This is a genomic window from Stenotrophomonas sp. 22LJNL06-5-1 (genome assembly GCF_056861455.1).
In genome coordinates this window covers 1,177,373-1,197,315 of the sequence record NZ_JBSPUE010000001.1, presented here as the reverse complement: position 1 = coordinate 1,197,315, position 19,943 = coordinate 1,177,373, and the positions used below count along the sequence as shown (strand labels likewise).

Sequence of the window (19,943 nt, the reverse complement as noted above, 5' to 3'; positions counted from 1 at the left end):
AAAGCAGTGAGATCTGCACGTCCCCCGAGGGGGTGGCAGGGGCGTCATAATAGCAGGCATGCGAGTCCTTGGCATCGAATCTTCCTGTGATGAGACCGGCGTGGCGGTGTATGACACCGACCTTGCCGGCAGCGCGGCCCTGCGCGCCCATGCGGTCTACAGCCAGATCGCCCTGCACGCCGAGTACGGTGGTGTGGTGCCCGAGCTGGCCAGCCGCGACCACGTCCGCAAGCTGCTGCCACTGGTGCGCCAGACCCTGGCCGAAGCCGGCCTCGGCGTGGACGACATCGACGGCGTGGCCTACACGGCCGGCCCCGGTCTGGTCGGCGCATTGCTGGTCGGCGCGGGCGTGGCCCGTTCGCTGGCCTGGGCGCTGGAGGTGCCGGCGGTGGGCGTACACCATATGGAAGGCCACCTTCTGGCCCCGCTGATGGAAGACGACCCGCCGGAAGCGCCGTTCGTGGCGCTGCTGGTGTCCGGTGGCCATACCCAGCTGGTGGCAGTGGACGCCATCGGCCAGTACCGCCTGCTGGGCGAGACTCTGGACGATGCTGCCGGTGAGGCCTTCGACAAGACCGCCAAGATGATGGGCCTGCCCTATCCGGGCGGGCCGCAGCTGGCCAGGCTGGCCGAGCAGGGCACGCCGGGTATCTACCGCTTCGCGCGGCCGATGACCGACCGCCCGGGGCTGGATTTCAGCTTCTCCGGCCTGAAGACCCAGGTCCTGATGGCCTGGCGCGACAGCGACCAGAGCGAGCAGACCCGTGCCGATATCGCCCGTGGCTTTGAAGATGCGGTGGTCGAGACCCTGTCGATCAAGTGCGAGCGCGCGCTGGAAGCGGCCGGGACCAATGTGATCGTGGTGGCCGGCGGCGTTGGCGCCAACAAGCGCCTGCGCGCCCGCCTGCAGCAGATGGCCGAGCGCCTCGGCGGCCGTGCCTGCTTCCCGCGGCCGGCGCTGTGCACCGACAACGGCGCGATGATCGCCTTCGCCGGCGCGCTGCGCCTGCAGGCCGGCCAGCACAGCCCGCCGAAGGTGGATGTGACCCCGCGCTGGGACATGGCGACGCTGCCGGCGGTGTGAGCCCCCGGCCGCGCGAACCGCTCGATCGGCGTTTGTAGAGTCGAGCTTGCTCGACTGGGCGCAATGACGGACACAGAGCAGTCGAGCAAGCTCGACTCTACAGGCAGGCCTCCGTAGCGCCGGGCCACGCCCGGCGGACGTATTACAGACGCCGTGCCAACGGCGATGCCGCCAACACCGTCGTCGCCCGCTCATGGCGTTGCAGCCAGCCCAGCGTATGCGGGCAGCGGGCATGGATCAGCCGCCCGATCGCTGCCAGGTCGGCGCCGATGTCGCGTTCCAGGATGGGTTCGTGGTGCGCGACGCGGTTGCGTAGGTGGCGGATGCGGTCGAGGTCAGCATGGATGTTCGTGCGGACCACGCTGAGAGCATCCTGTGGCGCGTTCGGCAACGCAATCTTCAAGCCCCGCGCCCAGATGGCTCCCTCGAAGCGCCGCGTGAAAAGCTGCTGCCAGAAAGCGAAACGAAGGCTGGTGATGATCTCCGGAGTGTCCATCCGACGATCTGCCTGTCTATGGATATCCTGCAAGGCCGACAACGCGCCATCTGCTGGCATCCGCTGCAGCAGTGCAGGATGCCAGGGCCAGCGCGGCCCGAAGGCATGCGCCAGCGCCGCGGCCACCGCGTTGCGGATTACGATTTCACAGACGTGCAGGGGAGATAGCAGCGCGCCGCACATCTGCATGTTCCATACGTAAAGCGAGGCGGCGTCCAAAGAGTGCCGGTACGCAATACGTTTGTACGTCGCCCACCGTGGGCGTGACACCGCTGCCTGCAGGATTCGTTGCTCTCTCATCAAATACGGGACCACATGGCGGATCATCAGCCTGCGCTGGTTGCCGCAGGCGTGATATCGGGCAATGCCGTCGCGTCAGGCAGCAGAATTCCTCTATCGACTTGGGCTTCCTCCAGTATGTCGCGATTGACTCTGGACCGTAGAGGGAATGAACGTCATGATCTGCATCGTGTGCTCCGGGACTCGCGGCTGGATTCCAGCTCCCCCCGGGGACGTTGAGAGGTACCAAAGGGCCCCGCTAGCAGGGCCCTTTGTCTTTTCTGGAGCCGCGCCCCTGCCGGTCACCCGCCGCCCGTTCCGGGCAGGCTCACCGCCGTGCCGTTACCATGGCCGCCTGTATTCGGGCTGGTAAGCGCAATGGACAAGGTTTTCATCGAAGGGCTGACGATCGACGCCCTGATCGGCATCTACGATTGGGAACGACGGATCCGCCAGGACCTGGTGTTCGATCTGGAAATGGGCTTCGACAATCGTCGCCCCGCAGCCACCGATGACATCGCTCACACCCTGAACTACAAGGCGGTGAGCAAGCGCCTGGAGCAGTTCGTGCGCGAGTCGGAATTCGGCCTGGTCGAGACCCTGGCCGAGCGCTGCGCGCAGATCGTGCTGGACGAATTCGACGTGAAGTGGCTGCGCCTGAAGCTGAGCAAACCGGGCGCGGTGCGCGGCGCGCGTGCGGTGGGCGTGATCATCGAACGCACGCGGGACTGACCCGGTAGTGCCGGCCGCTGGCCGGCAACCTCAACATCAATGAAGGAAGAAGGAGACAACTGATGGTGGACGCGGTGGTGGCGGTACAGTGGCTGGAGAAGCTGCAGAACACACTGGAACCCTATCCCGGCGCCTACCTGGCGTTGATGATCTCGGCGCTGCTGATCGCAGCCGGCCTGGCCAACTGGGTGACCAAGCGCATCCTGGTGCGTGGCCTGCGGCGCCTGCTGCAGCGCCTGCCGGGTGCCGAGTCCGGGCGTGGCAGCCATTTGATGCGGGTGATTTCGCGCCTGTCCAACGTGGTGCCCAGCCAGGTGATCGCCTCGGGCATTACCCTCATCCCCGATCTGCCGCCCAGCCTGGTCAACGTCATCATCAAGCTGTGCATCGTGTGGGCCGTGCTGACGGTGTCGATGGCGTTCTCGCACGCGCTGGACGCGGCCAACAGTCTGTACGAGCGCAAGCCCGATGCGCGCAACAAGCCGATCAAGGGCTACCTGCAGGTGGTCAAGATCGTGGTGTTCGTGGCCGCCGGCCTGTCGATCATCGCCACTCTGCTGGGGGTGAAACTGGGGCCGCTGGTCACCGGCCTGGGCGCAGCCACCGCAGTGCTGATGCTGATCTTCCAGGACACCATCCTGTCGCTGGTGGCCAGCGTGCAGATCAGTGGCGATGGCCGCGTACGCATCGGCGACTGGATCGAGATGCCCAGCCAGAACGCCGACGGTGATGTGATCGACATCGCCCTGCACACCATCACCGTGCAGAACTTCGACAAGACCATCACCACCATCCCGACCAAGAAGCTGGTGACCGAGTCGTTCAAGAACTGGCGCGGCATGCAGGAGGCCGGCGGCCGTCGCATCAAGCGCGCGCTGTACCTGGACCAGCACAGCGTCGGCTTCCTCGATGAGGGTGATCTGGCGTTCCTTGGCGAATTCGCGCTGTTGCGCGACTACCTGCAGGCCAAGGAGCAGGAACTGGGGCAGTGGAACGGGCGCCTGCGCGAGCAGGGCGTGGCCGAGGTCAACAGCCGCCGGGTGACCAACCTGGGTACCTTCCGGGCCTATGTGGAGCGCTACCTGCGCAGCCACCCGGGCATCCATACCGATATGACCCTGCTGGTACGCCAGCTGCAGCCGACCACCGAAGGCCTGCCGCTGGAGCTGTACTGCTTCACCCGCAGCACTGCCTGGGGCGAGTACGAGGCAGTGCAGTCGGACATCTTCGACCACCTGCTGGCGATCCTGCCGGCCTTCGGCCTGCGGGTGTTCCAAGCCTCCAGCGACGCCATGTTGATGGCCGGGCAGCGCCAGTTGGCCGGCTCGGAGTAAGCTGCGGTGCCCCCGGCGGGGCCATACGGTCCCCGCTGGTGGCTGAAACTGAATGAAGAAACCTCTCGCCAAACGGCTCGGGATCGCTAGAATGCCGGGCTTGTAAACGTTTTCATCAAGGACTGCCGGTGGCCTCCGATCGCATCGAATCCCTCATTGCCCAGATGACCGTCGAGGAAAAGGTCGGCCAGCTGGGTGTCTTCGCGGACATGGTCCGCCCGTTCGCCCCGGACGTGAACCCGGAAGCCAACGTGCGCAATGCCGACCAGGTGCTGCAACAGGTGCGCGAGGGCAAGGTCGGCTCGCTGTTCAATGGTGTGGGCGCCGAACTGGGCCGCCGCATCCAGCAGGTCGCCACCGAGGAAAGCCGCCTGGGCATCCCGGTGATCCTGGCTGCCGACGTCATCCACGGCATGCGTACCGTGTTCCCGATCCCGCTGGGCGAGGCCGCCAGCTTCGAGCCGGACCTGGCCGAGCGCACCGCGCGCGCCACCGCCATCGAAGCCACTGCCGCTGGCCTGCACTGGACCTACGCCCCGGCCGTGGACATCGCCCGCGACCAGCGCTGGGGCCGTGGCGCCGAAGGTGCCGGTGAGGACGTGGTGCTGGGCTGTGCGTTCGCCGCCGCCCGCGTGCGCGGCTTCCAGGGCAGCGACCTGCGCGCGGCCGATTCGCTGCTGGCCACGCCCAAGCACTTCGCTGCCTATGGCGCGGTGATGGCCGGCATGGAATACAACATGGTGGACATCTCGCCGCAGACCCTGCGCGACGTGCACCTGCCGCCGTTCAAGGCCGCCTTCGACGCCGGCGCGATCACCGTGATGTCCTCGTTCAACGACATCAACGGCGTGCCGGCCAGCGCCAACGCCGAACTGCTGACCGACATCCTGCGCGGTGAGTGGAAGTTCCCGGGCGTGGTGATCTCCGATTACACCGCCGACATGGAACTGGTCGCCCACGGCTACGCCGCCGACGACCGCGACGCCACTGCCAAGGCGTTCACCGCCGGCCTGGATCTGAGCATGCAGAGCGGCTTCTATGCCGAACACCTGCCGGGTCTGGTCGAGAGCGGCGACGTGCCGATGAGTGTGCTGGATGAAGGCGTGCGCCGCATCCTGTGGCTGAAGGAAACCATCGGCCTGTTCGACGATCCGTACCGTTCGCTGGACCCGGCGCGTGAAGCGGATACCTCGCACCTCGCCGCGCATGACGCGCTGTCGCGCGATGCCGCGCGCCGTTCGATCGTGCTGCTGAACAACCGCGACAACGTGCTGCCGCTGCAGAAGACCGGGCAGAAGATCGCCCTGATCGGCCCGTTCGTGCAGGACCGCGAGAACATCGAAGGCTGCTGGACGCTGTTCGGTGACAAGCAGCGTTATGTCGACCTGGAAACCGGCGTGCGTGCCGCCATCGGCGATGAAGCGCTGCTGGAGATCGTGCCGGGCTGCGAACTGGAAGTGGCCATCCCCGGTGGCACTGAAGCGGCGGTGGCCGCCGCGCTGCGCGCCGACGTGGTGGTGCTGGCGCTGGGCGAACCGCAGCGCTACAGCGGTGAGGCACAGTCGCGGGTGGAGATCACCCTGCCGCCGGCACAGCAGGCGCTGGCCGAGGCCGTGGCGATGACCGGCAAGCCGCTGGTGGTGCTGTTGCGCAATGGCCGCGCGCTGGCACTGCAGGGCGCGGTGCGCAATGCACAGGCCGTGGCGGTGACCTGGTACCTGGGCACGCAGACCGGCCATGCGGTGGCTGATGTGTTGTTCGGCGACTACAGCCCGTCCGGCCGCCTGCCGGTCAGCTTCCCGCAGGTGTCTGGCCAGCAGCCGTACTTCTACAACCACCCGCGCACCGGCCGCCCGGAACTGCCGACGATGTCGGAGTTCAAGGCCCGTTGGCGCGAGATCCCGAATGAGCCGCTGTATCCGTTCGGCCACGGCATCGGCTACACCAGCTTCGCCTACGGCGTGCCGCAGCTGAGTGCGGCGCAGCTCGGTTGGGACGACACCCTGACCATCACCACCACGCTGACCAACAGCGGCGACGTGGCCGGTGAGGAAGTGGTGCAGCTGTATATCCACGACCGCGTGGCCAGCCGCGTGCGTCCGGTGCGCGAACTGAAGGACTTCCGCAAGGTGGCATTGCAGCCGGGCGAGTCGACCGAAGTGGTGTTCACCCTGACCCGCGAGCAGTTGGCGTTCACCGGCCGCGACGGCGTGCTGCGTGCCGAGCCGGGCCAGTTCGACCTGTGGGTCTGCGCCTCTTCGGCGGCAGGCGAAGCCGTACAGTTCGAGCTGCTGAAGGCCTGATCGCAGAAAAGGGGACGGAGGGGATTAAGTCGTTAGTGGCACAAACGACTTAATCCCCTCCGTCCCCTTTTTGTTGTCCTCACTGTGGCGGCGCTACCATCGGTGTTCTTGAATCAATGGATGCCCGCGCATGCGTACGATCGCTGTGTTGATTCCCGCCCTGCTGCTGGCGGCCTGTTCGCAGCCGGCGCCGCCGGCCGCGCCTGCGGTGGATGCTCCGCCGCCTATGGAGGCCAGTGCTGCAGCCACGCCTGCGGCTGAACCGGCAACGCCGGCAGCCGAACCTGCCGCAACCGCACCGGCGGATGCACCCACGGAAGACGCGCGTGCGCGCATCGAGAGCGTGCTGGGTGATGCTGCTCAGTACGAAAAGGTCTTCAACGCGTTCAAGACCGCCGTGGTCGGCGGAGATCGCGCTGCCGTGGTCGAGGAAGTGCGCTTCCCGTTGAATATCAGCGGCGGAAAGCAGATCACCGGCCCCGGTGAGTTCCAGCGCAACTACGAGAAGATCATCACTCCGGCGGTGGTCAAGGCGGTGTCCGAACAGGATTTCGGCAAGGTCTTCGTCAACCAGCAGGGCGTGATGATCGGTGATGGCCAGGTCTGGTTGAACGGGCAGTGCCTGGACCAGGCCTGCACGAAGACCGAGGTGAAGGTCATCACCATCCAATGAACGCAGACGGCCCCGCTCGCGGGGCAGTTGCGGACAAACATGCCGGCCAGCGGCCGGCACTACCGGGCATCAGGTCTTCGGGGTCAGCTTCAACAGGCGTGCCTTGCTGCCATCTTCCAGCAGCCACAGTGCGCCATCGGGGCCCTGTTCCACTTCGCGGATGCGCTCGCCCATGTTGAAGCGCTCGGCTTCGCGCGCGCTGTCGCCGTCGAAGGCTACGCGCACCAGTGAGGTGGACGACAGGCCGCCGATGAAGCCGCTGCCCTTCCACTGCGGGAACAGGTTGCCGCTGTAGATCACGAAGCCGGCCGGCGAGATCACCGGCGTCCAGGTCACCTTCGGGGCGGCGAATTCCGGGCGCGTGTCGTGGTCGGGAATGGGTCGGCCGTCGTAGTGGTCACCGTTGGAAACAACCGGATAACCGTAGTTGGCGCCGCGCACGATCAGGTTCAGTTCGTCGCCACCGGCCGGGCCCATCTCGTGTGCCCACAGCTTGCCGTTGGCGTCGAAGGCCATGCCCAGAATGTTGCGGTGGCCCAGCGACCACACCTGCGCGGCAACACCGCCCTGCGAGGCGAACGGGTTGTCGGCGGGCAGGCTGCCATCGTCGTTGAGGCGGATGATCTTGCCGAGGTTGCTGCCCATGTCCTGGGCCGGATCGAACTTCTGCCGCTCGCTGGAGCTGATCCACAGCTTGCCGTCCGGGCCGAAGGCGAGGCGATGCCCGTAGTGGCCCTCGCCGCTGACCTTGGGGCTCTGCCGCCAGATCACCTTCAGGTCCTTCAGCTGACCGGCGCCGTTGGCATCCAGCGCCAGCGTTGCCCGGGCCACGACGGCACCACGGGTATCCAGCGTGCCTTCCTCGGCATAGCTGACGTAAACGACATGATTCCGGGCGAAGTCCGGGTGCAGGATGATGTCGCCAAAGCCACCTTGGCCACCGTAGGCAACCTTGGGAACGCCGGTGATCTCGTGCTTCTGGCCGCTGGCCAGGTCCAGGTGCTGCAGCTTTCCGCGCTTTTCGGTGACCAGCAGGCTGCCGTCGGGCAGGAAGGTCATCGCCCAGGGCTGGTCGAAGCGGCTGACTTCGGTGGCGGTGAACGGGCGCTGGTCGGTGGCCGCAGAGGCCGGTGCGGCGGTCTGGGCGCCGCTGGCGGCCGGGTCGGCAGCATTGCAGGCGGAGGTGGCGAGGATCGGCACCAGGCCGAGGGCGAGCAGCAGGGGCGTGCGGGTCATGGGTATCTCCAGGGCGGGGATGCGGATGGCCGGGCTGTCCCTTGTATACCACTTGCACGGTGACCGTCGTGGCCCGAAGGTCCCGCGCCCCCTGTGCGGCGGCAGCGGGATCGTCTAGGGTGGGCACGCCCGGGCAAAGCGTGCCCGCCTGCCTGCTAAGGACCTGCAATGAACACTGCCATGCCCCACAAGCCGTCCACCGCCTTCATCGCCGCCTCGTGGGTGGCCCTGCTGCTGGGCGCGGCGGCCTACCTGATCGGCCTGTTCAACGCCGCCACGATGGCGCTCAACGAGAAGGGCTACTACCTGACCCTGCTGCTGTTCGGCCTGTTCGCGGCGGTATCGCTGCAGAAGAGCGTGCGCGACCGCGTCGAGGGCATTCCGGTGAGTGGCTTGTACTACGCGCTGTGCTGGTTCGCGCTGCTGTCGGCGCTGATGCTGCTGCTGGTCGGCCTGTGGAATGCCACCCTGGCGTCGAGCGAGAAGGGCTTCTACGGCATGGCCTACGCGCTGTCGCTGTTCGGCGCGGTGGCGGTGCAGAAGAACACGCGCGACCTGATCGCCGCCGGTGGTGGCGAGAGCAAGCGCGGCGCGATCGTGCCGCCGCTGCCGGAACAGGAGTGATCGATCCAGTGTAGAGCCGAGCGTAGGTTCGGCTCTACGACAGCATGGCGCTATCGCTTCAGCCGCGGCTCCGCCAGCTGCGCTTCGTCCCAGCCGCGGCGCACCGCACTGCGTGCCTGCGCCCAGTCCAGCCGGCTGCGGCCACGTTCGCTGGCCCAGCGTGATTCCAGTTCGCGCTCGACTTCCTCGTAGGCGCGGATCATGTCCTGTGCACGCGCGGCGTGGCCGATGCGATAGGCCGGCTCGTAGTCCTCGAAGAACAGCTGGTCGTCGTAATACGGCTCGGCCGTGTAGCGCTCACGCCAGTAGTTGCTGACCTCATCACGCGGCGTGCTGTCGTCCGGTACGCGGCCGGGGATCTGGTACTCGGTCATGGAAGGGCTCCGTTGTTGACGAAGCCTGATCGTGCCTGCGTGGCGGTTAACGGCCCGGTCCGGCAGCGTGATTGCCAGATCAATCCGCCGGGCATGCCTCGGCGTTACCGATCATCCGGCGTCCGCATCCTTGCGTGGCAGCTTGTAGATCACCGCGCCGATGGCGAACGCGACCAGTGCAGCGGCAATGTTCTGCCAGCTCGCACTGGCGAACAGGGCCACGCACAGCAGCAGCGCCAGCACTGGAATCAGTGGGCCGCCCGGCAGCTTCAACGCACCCGGGCGATCGGCATAGCGCTTGGCCAGCACCAAGACTGCAGCGGCTGTACCGATGTAGGCGAACAGACGCGTGGTCATCGACAGCAGCGCCAGCTGCACGAACGAACCCGACAGCGCCAGGCCCAGTGCGATCAGGCCCTGGCACAGGATCGACGCGGCCGGGGTATGGAAGCGCGGATGCACCTGCGCCAGGATCTTCGGCCCGTAGCCGTCGCGGGCCAACGCGAACAGGAAGCGTGGGCCCATCATCATCGTGTTGCTGTTGGTGCCGAGGATGGAGATGGTCGCGCCGATGGTAAGGATCAGCGCCAGCGCCTCGCCGCCGAAGCCGGCAGCGGCATCGGCCAGCGGCGTGGCCGAGCTGGACAGGCCGGCCAGCGTGCCCTGCGCCACCACCTGCACCGCGCCGTAGATGACGGTGACGGTGATGATCATGGTGATCAGTGCGAACGGAATATCGCGGCGCGGATTGCGGTACTCACCGGCGGCGGCCGGGATGTTCTCGAAGCCGGCGTAGGCGTACAGCAGCAACAAGGCGGCTTCGCCCATGCGCTGCAGGTCATGCGGGTCCGGGCGTTGTCCGGAGAAGGCCAGCTGCGGGTCGATATAGAACGCACCGATGGCCACGAACAGCAGCAGCGGCAGCATCTTGCCGATCACCAGCACCACGCCGGTACGCGCGGCCGAGCGCACGCCGATGATGTTGACGCCGGTGAGGAAGCCCAGCGACACCACGATCACCGCGATGCGGCCCATGCCGGCGCCGGCCCACGGCCAGAAGCGCGCGACCGCATCGGCCAGCGCGTTGCTGAGTGCGGCCGCCGAGCTGATGCGGGTCAGCCAGATCATCCAGCCGATCTCGAACCCGGCGAAGCGGCCAAAGGCTTCGCGTGCATACAGGTAGCTGCCACCGGGCTCATCGAAGTAGCTGGCGGCCTGCGCGTAGCACAGCACCAGCAGCGCCACGACGATGCCGGCGGCGACCACGCCCCACAGGCTGAAGGGGCCGAGCAGGGCGACGGTGGCGGCCGGCAGCAGGTAGATGCCGCTGCCGATCACATCGTTGATCGACAGGCCGACGATCTGCCAGCGGCTGACCGCGCGCTGCAGCTGCGGTTCGTCCTGCGCGCTCAACGGGCGTCTCCGGCCAGTGCGGGCAGCTGCCACTGGGCCTGCAGGCGCGTGTACTCGGCGCGCGGCAGCAGCACGAAGCGCGGCGTATCCTGCGGCCGCAGCCAGTCCAGCAGTGCCTGCATGCGCGCCTGTGGCATGGCCGTGCAGCCGGCCGTGGCCTCGCCCGGTTGGCGCCACAGATGGGCGAAGATGCAGCTGCCCTTGCCGGGTTGGTTGTCCGGGTTGTGGGCGATCACAAAGCCTTCCTGGTAACGCACGTCGCCCTTGTCGTGCAGGTCGAGTCGCATCGGCTCGGTGGAGCCCTTGACCGCTGCACTGCCGACCTTCTTCTCATCGACGATGCGGTTGTAGAACGGCGAACCGGGCACGTCCATGCAGTAGCTGCTGTCCAGCATCGGCTGGTAGGGCATCGCGGTGCCGGGGCGGGTGATGGCATAGCCGAACGCACTGCCGAGCGCGAATATGCCGGCCGGGCTGCGGCCGTCCCCTTCCTGCTTCTGTGGGCCATCGGCCTGTGCCGGATGCAGGCCCAGGCCCCAGGCGCTGCCGGTACGGCCGAGCGCGACCGGGAACGCCTGTCCGTGCGTGTGCCAGCCCTTGCCGTCGCGTACATAGGCCTGCAGCTGCCCCTGGGTGCTGTCCCAGCCATCGCTGGTGACCACGATCAGCTGGCGCGCGCCATCCAGCGGCGCCGCGTGAACGGACACTGCCGCAGCAAGCAGCAGTGCAGTGGTGGCAAGGCGGACCAGCGATTTCATCAACGTGCGCTCCGGTCAGGAATCCAGCAGGTGGTCGATCCGCTCCAGGTTCACCGCCAGCTGCTGCTGGCGATCCGGATTGGTGTGGCAGAGCAGCACGAACAGGAAATCGAGCAGGGCGTGCATGGCGCTACGGTACAGCAGCTGCGCCACCTGCGGCGTGCGGTCATGCGCGCACACCACCAGTGTCGCATCAGCATGCGCGCGCAGCGGGTTGGCGGTGTGGCGGGTGATGGAAATCACCTTGCCACCCATGTCCTGGAACTGCCGTGACAGCTGCGAAAGCTGCGGCAGGTTGCCAAATTCGGAGAACACCAGCAGTGCATCGCCGGGGCGCGCGGCCGACAGGTTGGCCAGCATCAGGATCGGATCGGTATGCGGCACCACCAGCAGGCCGAGCAGTGACAGCCGCATGGCGAACTCGCGCGCGAACAGGCCGTCGTCACCCAGGCCGTACACGAACAGCTTCGGTGCGCCGTCGAGCAGCTGCACGATGCGCTCGATTTCCTCGCGTGGATTGGCCTGTCGGGTTTCCTCTTCGGCCTGCGCCTTGCTGCGGCGCAGGGCCTCGCCCAGGCGCAGGTAGTCGTCGCCGCTGTCGGGTTCGCTGGGTGCCTGCTGCGGGTCGGCACCGGCGCGGGCGACATCCTGGCCGATGGAGTACTTCAGGTCCGGGTAGCCCTTGAAGCCGAGCTTCTGGCTGAACTTCACCACGCTGGACTGGCTGATGCCCAGCGCGCTGGCCAGCTGCTGGGACGAGTAGTCGCGCAGCAGGTGGGCGTTGTCGAGGATGAAGTCGGCGATGCGGCGCTCGATGGCCGACATCTGCCCGCGCTCGGTGCGGATTTTCAGCAGGGGCGGCATGCGGGGTGTCCGGGCATGTGTAGGCGCGTTGCGGTTGGTCGCGTAGAGCGTGTCATGGAGTGGGTCGGGCGGGTGGGGTTTGCAGGGGACGCCGTGAATCCGTCCATGGAGGCTTGGCCGCGCCATCCATGGCGCGGACACCCCTGCAAACCCCACCCGCCCGACCCCGGACAGATCGCGCACGTGCCAGCCGCGAAGGGGATACGGGGTAGGGCAGAAGCAAGAGCAGGAGCATCCACGCGTGGCGTGGATCTACCCGGAGCTGCCGTTGAGTCCGCCTTCAAGCGAGCCGAGCACCGCAGGTCCGGCGAGGGCGAAGAGGCGCGGGTGTTTGAGCGCAGCGAGTTCCGCGCTGTCCCTCGGCGGGCCGAGGAGCGCAGGGCACCGACGTGCGCAGCACGTCGGCTCGCGGCCGGCGGAGCGTTTCTTTTGGTTACTTTTCTTTCCGCAGAAAGAAAAGTAACGCCCGACACAAAGTCAGTTGTACGCCAGGCCAGCCGCAAGGCAGAGATCAACCCAGCATCTCCAGCCCGCGCACTTCGGTGATGCCCAGCCCCGGCACGTCGCTGATGCTGATCTCCGATTCGTTGAAATGCACGCCGCCGCTGACCGGGTCGAACTGGCCCAGCGAGGGACCGTCCAGATCGACCTTGGTGATCACATCGCTCTTGGCCACGGCCAGGTGCACGGCGGCGGCCACGCTGATGCTCGATTCGATCATGCAGCCGATCATGCACGGCACGCCGTAGATGCCGGCGATGTCGGCGATGCGGATCGCGTTGGACAGGCCGCCGGTCTTCATCAGTTTGATGTTGATGATGTCGGCCGCGCGCTGCTGGATCAGGTCCATCACCTGGCTCGGGCTGAACACGCTTTCGTCGGCCATCACCGGCGTGTTGACGCGGTCGGTGACGTACTTCAGGCCGCTGATGTCGGCCGCCTTCACCGGCTGCTCCAGCAGCTCGAGCACCACGCCCGCTTCCTCCAGCGTGCGCATGGCGTGCACCGCCTGCTTGGCGGTCCAGCCCTGGTTGGCATCCAGCCGCAGCAGGGCGCGGCCCTCCACGGCGGCGTGGATCGCCTTGACCCGTTCGATGTCCAGGCCGATGTCCTTGCCGACCTTGATCTTCAGCGACTCGAAGCCGCGTTCGATCGCTGAAAGCGAATCGGCCACCATCTTGTCGATGTAGTCCACGCTGATGGTGATGTCGGTGGTGATCACCGGGTCGCCGCCACCGAGCATCTGGTACAGCGGGGCGCCGTGCAGCTGCGCCCACAGGTCGTACAGCGCGATCTCCACCGCCGCCTTGGCGCTGGTGTTGCGCTCCATCGCGGTCTGCACCAGCGTGCACAGATGGTTGAGGTTGACCACGTCCTGGCCGATCAGGCGCGGGGCGATGAAGTGGCGGATCGCTTCGATGATCGAGCCGTGCGTATCGCCGGTGATCACTGCGGTGGCCGGGGCTTCACCGTAACCGGTGTTGCCGGTGTCGGTGCGGATCAGCACCACCACGTCTTCCACGGTTTCCACCGTGCGCAGGGCGGTCTTGAACGGCGTCTTCAGCGGCACGCGCAGCATGCCCAGTTCGATGGCGGTGATCTTCATTCAGGAGTCTTGGCCCGCAGGCGCTGGATGTTGGTGATGCGGTCGATGTAGCGGACGGTATCGCTGGCCATCATCGGCTCCAGCGGTGTGACCGAAACACCATTGAGATGGGCCTGCACGCGCGTGCCGTCGGCGCCGAACCAGCTGCCGCCCGCGGTATCGTGGATCACCCACGTACGGCCGTCGACGTGGCCGATGGCCATCATCACGTGGCCGGGAATGTAGACCAGATCGCCCACCTGCAGGTCGGTGACGGCACGGTCGCGCAGTGCCTTGCTGTCCTTGCTGGTGAACGGCAGGCGATCCAGCGCCGGGCTGACCGCCTGTGCACTGGTATTGCGCGGCAGCAGCACCCCGAAGCTGCGGTAGATCTCGGATACGAAACCGCTGCAATCGCGGGTGTCGTAGTCGTGGCCCCAGCCGTAGCGCTCGCCAAGGAACTTGAAGGCCTGCTGCAGCAGCAGGCGCGGGGTCAGCGGCAGGTAGTCGGCGGCGGTGTCCTGTGAGCGCGGCAGCAGGGCCGGTACCAGCTTCAACCGACCATCGGCCTCCCGCACTGGCAACTGCACCACCCACGAGGCGTGCGCCTGCTGGCCGTTCACCGGCTCTGACGCGGGCCAGTCGGCCAGCACCGGCAGGCGCACGCCCATATCCAGCTGCAGGCGCGAAACGCGCGGTTCTTCCGGGGTGTAGACGGTCTGTGCGGTAGCGCCGGTGATGATCCGGTACGGTCCCTTCGCGCCGTAACCGAGCACCGTGGCCTTGTCGCTGCTGGCGATGGCATCGGCTTCGATCCACGCGCTGTAGCGCTCGCTGTGCACGAACAGCCAGTGGCCATCGGTGCTGCGGTGGACCACGGCGACCTTGTCGCCAGGGAACAGTGCCGATTCCTGGAAGCGGTCGATGTCGGTGTCACCGACGGTGCTGAAGACGCGCTCGCGGGTGGGGAAGGTGCGCAGTGCCGCACGCTTCACCACCAGCCCGTAAGCCGGTGCCACCTGGGCGGGAATCGCATCGAGGCCGAGGTTGGCTTCGATCGCGCTGCGCAAAGCGGGCGCGATCACCTGGCCCTTGTCGTTGTAGAGGGCACGCGTGGGCCAGCTCGACAGCGCGGTGATGCTGGCACGCACCGCCGCCGCATCAAGCTGGGCTGGCAGTGCGGCGATGTCCTGGATGTGGCTGTCCTGTGCCCGCATCCGTGCGTTCTGTGCCTCGATCTGCGCGCGATCCAGGATCGGCGCATCGGCGTTGTCCAGGCGTGCGGCCCAGTACTGCGGTGTGAGATAGGCCTCGTGCAGGCCGATCACATAGGGCAGCGGCGCGCCGGGGTCAGGTGGCGGTGCAGCCTGGGCGAAGGCCGGGGCGGCCAGCAGGCACAGGGCCAGGGTCAACCGGCGCGGCCACTGCCGGTCCGGTGCGCGGGAAGCCAGGATCATGCGCTGCATACCCTCCTCGAATGCCTTTAGGAATATTTATTCCTTTTGACCGCGAAAGCAAGAATAAATTATTGACCGGCATCCCGGCCCGTGTTACACAGCCGTTACCACCCGCGCTGGGGAAGTGTCGCTGTGGATCCTGCCGTTCGCAAACCGCGTCTGCCTGTTGCTGCCGGCATGTGTGCCGCGCTGCTGCTGTGGGCGTCGTCGGCGGGCGCGGAGCCGCCGCCCTCGGCCATCCAGTTTGCACGGGTCGTGCAGATGATCGACGCCGGACGGTTCTTCGAAGCTCACAGCGAACTGAACACCTGGTCGGCCGCCGACGCGGCGGAGCCTGGCGTCAGTTTCGACGACATCGCGTTCCAGGAAGAACGCATGCGCCGCATCCGCCTGGATTTCAGCCTGAACCAGGCAGCCGCGAAGGCGGCCGTGCGCCGCTGGATTCCCGATCTGACCGACGAGGAATTCGCGCGCTGGGATCAGCTCGGCCTGATCGAGCATCTCGATATCGATGGCACGCGTTGGTATTTCAAGCGCGCACCGTCGAACCTGTTCCTGCTCAGTGACGAAGCACGCGCACGCCGCCGCGCGGATGCACCGATGTCACCGCCGGGCCCGAACGAGGTGCTCAACGCGCACCACGCGCGCGTGCTTGCCGCAGCCGAACAGAGTGGCAAGGCGGCGGTGCTGCCGCAGCGCATTGAATTCACCCAGTCGCTCACGGTGAAAGCCGATGCCGTCCCGGCCGGAGAAACCGTACGCGCCTGGATTCCGTACCCGCGCGAGATCCCGGGCCAGCAGGAGCAGGTGCAGTGGTTGGGCAGCACGCCCGGCAAGGCACGCGTGGCACCGGCCAGCACCCTGCAGCGCACCGCCTATCTGGAAGCCAAAGCGGTGGCCGGGCAGCCGACCCGCTTCGAGATCCGTTACGCGGTCACGATCCTCGCCCGGCATACCGCGATCGACCCGGCCAAGGTACAGCCAACCCCGGCTGATCCGGTCTTGAAGCCCTATCTGTCCGAGCAGCTGCCGCATGTGCGCTTCACCCCGGCGCTGAAGCTGTTCTCCGACCAGGTACTGCAGGGCGAGACACGTCCGTATGAAGTGGTGCGCAAGCTGTTTGCTGCCGTGGATCGCATTCCCTGGGCCGGTGCGCGAGAGTACTCCACGATCAGCAACATCAGCGATTACGCGCTGCGTGCCGGCCATGCCGATTGCGGGCAGCAGACCCTGCTGCTGATTGCGCTGCTGCGCATGAACGGCATTCCTGCGCGCTGGCAGTCGGGCATGGTGTTCTCCGACGATGGCAGCGGCTACAACAACCTGCATGACTGGGGACAGGTCTACCTGGCGCCATACGGCTGGCTGCCGATGGACGTGACCACCGGCGCACTGGCCAGCGATGTGCCTGCACTGCGTGATTTCTATCTGGGTGGCCTCGACGGCTACCGCATCGCCTTCAACGACGATTTCGGCCAGGCCTTTGTGCCGGCCAAGCAGCACTTCCGCTCGGAAACGGTCGACTCGCAGCGCGGCGAGGCCGAGTGGGCAGGCGGCAACCTGTACTTCGACCAATGGAGCTACGACTTCCAGTGGCGGGTACTGCCAGCCAGGCAACGCTAGCGCGACACCTCGCATTCCACACCATTCAATTCTTGCAGGAGAGAGCAGGGGATGAAGGCATACAGCATCAAGCGGGCGGCGTTGTGCGTCGCCCTCGGGGCGTGTCTGGGCGTGATCGCGCCCAGCGCATTCGCACAGGATGGTTCGGTGGTCGGCCGGTTGGTCACGGATTCGGGCCAGCGCCTGGAGGCCGCTACCGTGACCGTGCGCAATCCTGCCACCGGTTTCTCGCGTTCGGTGAAGGCCGACGCCAGCGGCAGCTACCGCATACCGCAGTTGCCGGTAGGCACCTACACCCTGGAGGTGGCGGTGGCTGGCGGCGCGCCTGCGCAAGTGGGTGAAGTGACGGTGTCACTGGGCAACGCCACCACGGTCAACGTGCCGGTCTCGGGTATCAGCACGCTGGGCGCCGTGCAGGTGCGTGCACCTCAGGTCATCTCGATGGTGGACGTAACTTCCACCGACTCGTCCATGAACCTCAGCCGCCAGGATATCGAGCGGTTACCGGTCGACCAGGATCTGAAATCAGTGGCGATGCTGGCGCCGGGCGTGGTCTCGGGCAAAGGCTCGCTGGGTGCGCAGGGGATCTCCTTCGGCGGTTCGTCGGTGGCCGAGAATGCGGTCTACATCGATGGCCTGAACGTAACCGACTTCTACAACCGTGTCGGCTTCTCGTCGGCACCGTTCGCGTTCTTCCAGGAATTCCAGGTGAAGACCGGCGGTTACTCGGTGGAGTTCGGCCGTACCACCGGCGGCGTGATCAACGCTGCGACCCGCTCGGGCAGCAACGATTTCCACGCTGGCGTCGAGTACACCTTCGAGCCGCGTGCCTGGCAGTCCAGCAAGAACGATCACTACACCGTTGACGGTACGCCGTACATCATCGGCAGCCAGGACAAGCACACCACCAACCGCCTCAACGTATGGGGTTCGGGTGCACTGGTGCAGGACCGCCTGTTCTTCTTCGGCATGTACGAGATCCGCGACAATCGCGCCCAGTACACCAACAACGATGGCAACGTCTTCAACCAGGGCAGCACCAACGACCCGTTCTGGGGCGGCAAGCTGGACTGGCAGATCAACGACAACCACCGCCTGTCGCTGATGGGGTTCTCGGACAAGGACAACTGGGCTTACGACGTCTACGGCTTCGACCTGGCCAAGGGCGAGCCCACTGCCAAGACCAACGAGATCTACACCACCAACGGCGGCAAGAACTGGGCCGCGTCCTACAACGGCCAGCTCACCGAAGGCCTGTCGGTGCGTGCGATGTACGGCAAGAACCAGCGCTATGCCTCGCAGCGCAGCATGACCGACCTGGAGTGCAACCGCGTGGTGGCCGAGAGCGGACTGGCGCCGGCAGGCGTACCGCTGGGCTGTACCACCAACTCTACCGTGCAGTCGCGCGTGGATGACCGCGAGCAGGCGCGGCTGGATTTCGAGTGGCAGCTGGGCGCCCATCTGCTGCGCTTCGGTGTGGACCACGAGAAGAACGTGTCCACCTATGACCGCTATTATCCGGGCCCCGGTGCGTTCTACTACAACGTCTACAAGACCACCCCTGGTTCGATCCTGGAGAACGGCGGCGTGGTGCCAGCGGGCACTACCGCCTACGTGCGTGCGCGGCGCAATGAAGTGGGGGGTGAGTTCGAAAGCACCAATTCGGCGTACTACCTGGAAGACAACTGGTCGGTCACTGACAACCTGCTGCTGAACCTCGGCATCCGCATGGAGACCTTCGACAACAAGGATGCCGAAGGTCGCAGCTACATCAAGATGGACAACATGTGGGCGCCGCGCGCCGGCTTCGCCTGGGACATCAAGGGCGATGGTGCAATGAAACTGTTCGGCAACATCGGCCGCTACTACCTGCCGGTGGCCAACGTCATTAACATCAAGCAGGCCGGTGGCCTGCTTGATGAGCGCACCTACTATGCCTTCAACGGCTGGGACATCCGCGAGATCAATGGCAGCCGCTATGCCGTGCCGCGCACCGGTGCGCAGATCGGGCCGGTGGACAACTCGCAGGGCGATGGCACCGTGGGTGACCTGCGCTCGGAAGTGGACCGTGACATGGATCCGGTCTACCAGGACGAGCTGATCCTGGGCTTCCAGCAGATGCTCAACGAGCGCTGGTCCTATGGGGTGCGTGGCATCTACCGCAAGCTGCACAACGCCATCGATGACATGCATATCACTGCCAGCGCGCAGTGCGGCAACGCCGAAGTGGGCTGGGTGATGGCCAACCCGGGCAGGAAGGTCACCGTGTGGGGGGATACCAACTGCGACGGCACCTCCGATGGCTGGTTGACCGTGGACACCAGCAAGGAAGGCTTTGCCCAGTACGATGACAAGGGCAATTACATCGGCCAGATCGGTTGGGACAAGCCGCGTCGCGACTACAAGGCACTGGAACTGCAGTTGGACCGTGGCTGGGACGGCAAGTGGGCGATGAATGCCTCGTACACATTGGCCTATGGGCGCGGCAACGCCGAGGGGCCGGTCAACTCCGATACCGATTTCGCCGATACCGGCCGCACCGAGAACTTCGATGATCCATGGGTCAACCGTGGAGGCTATGGTTACCTGGCCAATGATCGTCGCCATCAGTTCAAGCTGCGCGGCAGCTATGCGATCACCGAGAACCTGCTGGTCGGCGCCACGCTTGATGCCCGTTCCGGCGGCCCGGTCACCGGATTTGGTGTGGGCAACCCCAGCGGCAATACCAAACCCTTCCACAGCTACTACATCTGCGTGCAGAACTGCACGTCCAGTGTTCCCTCCGAGCGTGTCTACGAACATTCCCCGCGTGGCGGCTACGGGCGCATGCCGTGGACCTACGAACTGGGTGCGAACATCACCTGGAACAAGCAGTTCGGCGAGGCCGACCTGAAGGTCAAGCTGTCCATCTACAACCTGACCAACCAGCAGAAGAAGATGTCGGTTGACCAGGAGAAGGAAAACGCCATTGGTCACATCAGCGACACTTTCCTGTGGCCGACCAGCTTCCAGTCACCGCGCTATGCACAGCTGACCGTGAGCCTGAACTACTGAAGCACGATCTGCGCCGTCCCGATGGGCGGCGCGGGTGCCGGGTCGCACCCGTGA

16 protein-coding genes are annotated in these 19,943 nt (G+C 66.1%); 8 read left to right on the top strand and 8 right to left on the bottom strand.

Annotated features, from left to right (window positions below):
• Nucleotides 1-58 precede the first annotated feature (58 nt).
• A complete protein-coding gene (gene tsaD / locus AC13GF_RS05555; protein ID WP_483003650.1) occupies nt 59-1,084 on the top strand; it encodes a tRNA (adenosine(37)-N6)-threonylcarbamoyltransferase complex transferase subunit TsaD in 1,026 nt (341 codons plus the stop codon).
• A gap of 142 nt (nt 1,085-1,226) precedes the next feature.
• Here the strand turns inward: tsaD and AC13GF_RS05550 are convergent, their stop codons facing one another.
• Entirely contained in the window at nt 1,227-1,880 is a 654-nt protein-coding gene (locus AC13GF_RS05550) for a hypothetical protein (RefSeq protein ID WP_483003712.1), read from the bottom strand.
• A 357-nt stretch (nt 1,881-2,237) separates the two neighbouring features.
• Between AC13GF_RS05550 and folB the strand changes: the two genes are divergently transcribed.
• The 4 genes from folB to AC13GF_RS05530 all read left to right on the top strand — a co-directional run bounded on the left by folB (nt 2,238) and on the right by AC13GF_RS05530 (nt 6,901).
• A complete protein-coding gene (folB, locus tag AC13GF_RS05545) occupies nt 2,238-2,591 on the top strand; it encodes a dihydroneopterin aldolase (protein ID WP_005407807.1) in 354 nt (117 codons plus the stop codon).
• 62 nt (nt 2,592-2,653) lie between these two features.
• Nucleotides 2,654-3,925, top strand: coding sequence for a mechanosensitive ion channel family protein (locus AC13GF_RS05540; protein ID WP_483003648.1), 1,272 nt, complete (start codon nt 2,654-2,656; stop codon nt 3,923-3,925).
• Nucleotides 3,926-4,053: 128 nt separating this feature from the next.
• Nucleotides 4,054-6,228, top strand: a complete 2,175-nt coding sequence (locus tag AC13GF_RS05535) for a glycoside hydrolase family 3 N-terminal domain-containing protein (RefSeq protein ID WP_483003647.1) — start codon at nt 4,054-4,056, stop codon at nt 6,226-6,228.
• Between the two features lie 130 nt (nt 6,229-6,358).
• Complete coding sequence (locus tag AC13GF_RS05530) at nt 6,359-6,901, top strand: hypothetical protein (RefSeq protein WP_483003645.1); 543 nt, start codon at nt 6,359-6,361, stop codon at nt 6,899-6,901.
• Between the two features lie 69 nt (nt 6,902-6,970).
• On the opposite strand, the gene AC13GF_RS05525 is transcribed toward AC13GF_RS05530, so the two are convergent.
• On the bottom strand, nt 6,971-8,137 hold the full coding sequence (locus AC13GF_RS05525) for a PQQ-dependent sugar dehydrogenase (protein WP_483003643.1): 1,167 nt from the start codon (nt 8,135-8,137) through the stop codon (nt 6,971-6,973).
• A 168-nt stretch (nt 8,138-8,305) separates the two neighbouring features.
• On the opposite strand from AC13GF_RS05525, the gene yiaA reads away from it, so the two are divergent.
• The gene (gene yiaA, locus AC13GF_RS05520) at nt 8,306-8,761 is read left to right on the top strand and encodes an inner membrane protein YiaA (RefSeq protein ID WP_483003641.1); all 456 of its coding nucleotides are present in this window, start codon (nt 8,306-8,308) and stop codon (nt 8,759-8,761) included.
• 50 nt (nt 8,762-8,811) lie between these two features.
• Here the strand turns inward: yiaA and AC13GF_RS05515 are convergent, their stop codons facing one another.
• The 6 genes from AC13GF_RS05515 to AC13GF_RS05490 all read right to left on the bottom strand — a co-directional run bounded on the left by AC13GF_RS05515 (nt 8,812) and on the right by AC13GF_RS05490 (nt 15,212).
• Nucleotides 8,812-9,135 (bottom strand): hypothetical protein, encoded by a 324-nt coding sequence (locus AC13GF_RS05515; RefSeq protein ID WP_483003639.1) that lies wholly within the window; start codon nt 9,133-9,135, stop codon nt 8,812-8,814.
• Nucleotides 9,136-9,246: 111 nt separating this feature from the next.
• Nucleotides 9,247-10,548, bottom strand: coding sequence for an APC family permease (locus tag AC13GF_RS05510; RefSeq protein ID WP_049435059.1), 1,302 nt, complete (start codon nt 10,546-10,548; stop codon nt 9,247-9,249).
• Complete coding sequence (locus tag AC13GF_RS05505) at nt 10,545-11,306, bottom strand: L,D-transpeptidase family protein (protein WP_483003637.1); 762 nt, start codon at nt 11,304-11,306, stop codon at nt 10,545-10,547. Before AC13GF_RS05505 ends, AC13GF_RS05510 begins: the two co-directional genes overlap by 4 nt.
• 15 nt (nt 11,307-11,321) lie before the next feature.
• Nucleotides 11,322-12,170, bottom strand: coding sequence for a MurR/RpiR family transcriptional regulator (locus AC13GF_RS05500; protein ID WP_483003635.1), 849 nt, complete (start codon nt 12,168-12,170; stop codon nt 11,322-11,324).
• 511 nt (nt 12,171-12,681) lie between these two features.
• Complete coding sequence (locus AC13GF_RS05495; protein ID WP_005412042.1) at nt 12,682-13,776, bottom strand: dipeptide epimerase; 1,095 nt, start codon at nt 13,774-13,776, stop codon at nt 12,682-12,684.
• Nucleotides 13,773-15,212, bottom strand: a complete 1,440-nt coding sequence (locus tag AC13GF_RS05490) for an SH3 domain-containing protein (RefSeq protein ID WP_483003633.1) — start codon at nt 15,210-15,212, stop codon at nt 13,773-13,775. Before AC13GF_RS05490 ends, AC13GF_RS05495 begins: the two co-directional genes overlap by 4 nt.
• 132 nt (nt 15,213-15,344) lie before the next feature.
• Here AC13GF_RS05490 and AC13GF_RS05485 point away from each other — a divergent pair, with 132 nt between their 5' ends.
• Together AC13GF_RS05485 and AC13GF_RS05480 are read left to right on the top strand one after the other, a co-directional pair.
• Nucleotides 15,345-16,835, top strand: a complete 1,491-nt coding sequence (locus AC13GF_RS05485) for a transglutaminase-like domain-containing protein (RefSeq protein WP_483003631.1) — start codon at nt 15,345-15,347, stop codon at nt 16,833-16,835.
• Between the two features lie 51 nt (nt 16,836-16,886).
• A complete protein-coding gene (locus AC13GF_RS05480) occupies nt 16,887-19,889 on the top strand; it encodes a TonB-dependent receptor (RefSeq protein WP_483003629.1) in 3,003 nt (1,000 codons plus the stop codon).
• Nucleotides 19,890-19,943 lie beyond the last annotated feature (54 nt).

Excerpts from the sequence above, each read along its gene's own strand:
- AC13GF_RS05480 (WP_483003629.1), top strand. The coding sequence starts at position 16,887 with ATGAAGGCATACAGCATCAAGCGGGCGGCGTTGTGCGTCGCCCTCGGG.
- AC13GF_RS05540 (WP_483003648.1), top strand. The coding sequence starts at position 2,654 with ATGGTGGACGCGGTGGTGGCGGTACAGTGGCTGGAGAAGCTGCAGAAC.
- AC13GF_RS05515 (WP_483003639.1), bottom strand. The coding sequence starts at position 9,135 with ATGACCGAGTACCAGATCCCCGGCCGCGTACCGGACGACAGCACGCCG.
- AC13GF_RS05495 (WP_005412042.1), bottom strand. The coding sequence starts at position 13,776 with ATGAAGATCACCGCCATCGAACTGGGCATGCTGCGCGTGCCGCTGAAG.
- AC13GF_RS05505 (WP_483003637.1), bottom strand. The coding sequence starts at position 11,306 with ATGAAATCGCTGGTCCGCCTTGCCACCACTGCACTGCTGCTTGCTGCG.
- AC13GF_RS05530 (WP_483003645.1), top strand. The coding sequence starts at position 6,359 with ATGCGTACGATCGCTGTGTTGATTCCCGCCCTGCTGCTGGCGGCCTGT.
- AC13GF_RS05550 (WP_483003712.1), bottom strand. The coding sequence starts at position 1,880 with ATGAGAGAGCAACGAATCCTGCAGGCAGCGGTGTCACGCCCACGGTGG.
- AC13GF_RS05500 (WP_483003635.1), bottom strand. The coding sequence starts at position 12,170 with ATGCCGCCCCTGCTGAAAATCCGCACCGAGCGCGGGCAGATGTCGGCC.
- tsaD (WP_483003650.1), top strand. The coding sequence starts at position 59 with ATGCGAGTCCTTGGCATCGAATCTTCCTGTGATGAGACCGGCGTGGCG.
- folB (WP_005407807.1), top strand. The coding sequence starts at position 2,238 with ATGGACAAGGTTTTCATCGAAGGGCTGACGATCGACGCCCTGATCGGC.
- AC13GF_RS05525 (WP_483003643.1), bottom strand. The coding sequence starts at position 8,137 with ATGACCCGCACGCCCCTGCTGCTCGCCCTCGGCCTGGTGCCGATCCTC.
- yiaA (WP_483003641.1), top strand. The coding sequence starts at position 8,306 with ATGAACACTGCCATGCCCCACAAGCCGTCCACCGCCTTCATCGCCGCC.
- AC13GF_RS05490 (WP_483003633.1), bottom strand. The coding sequence starts at position 15,212 with ATGATCCTGGCTTCCCGCGCACCGGACCGGCAGTGGCCGCGCCGGTTG.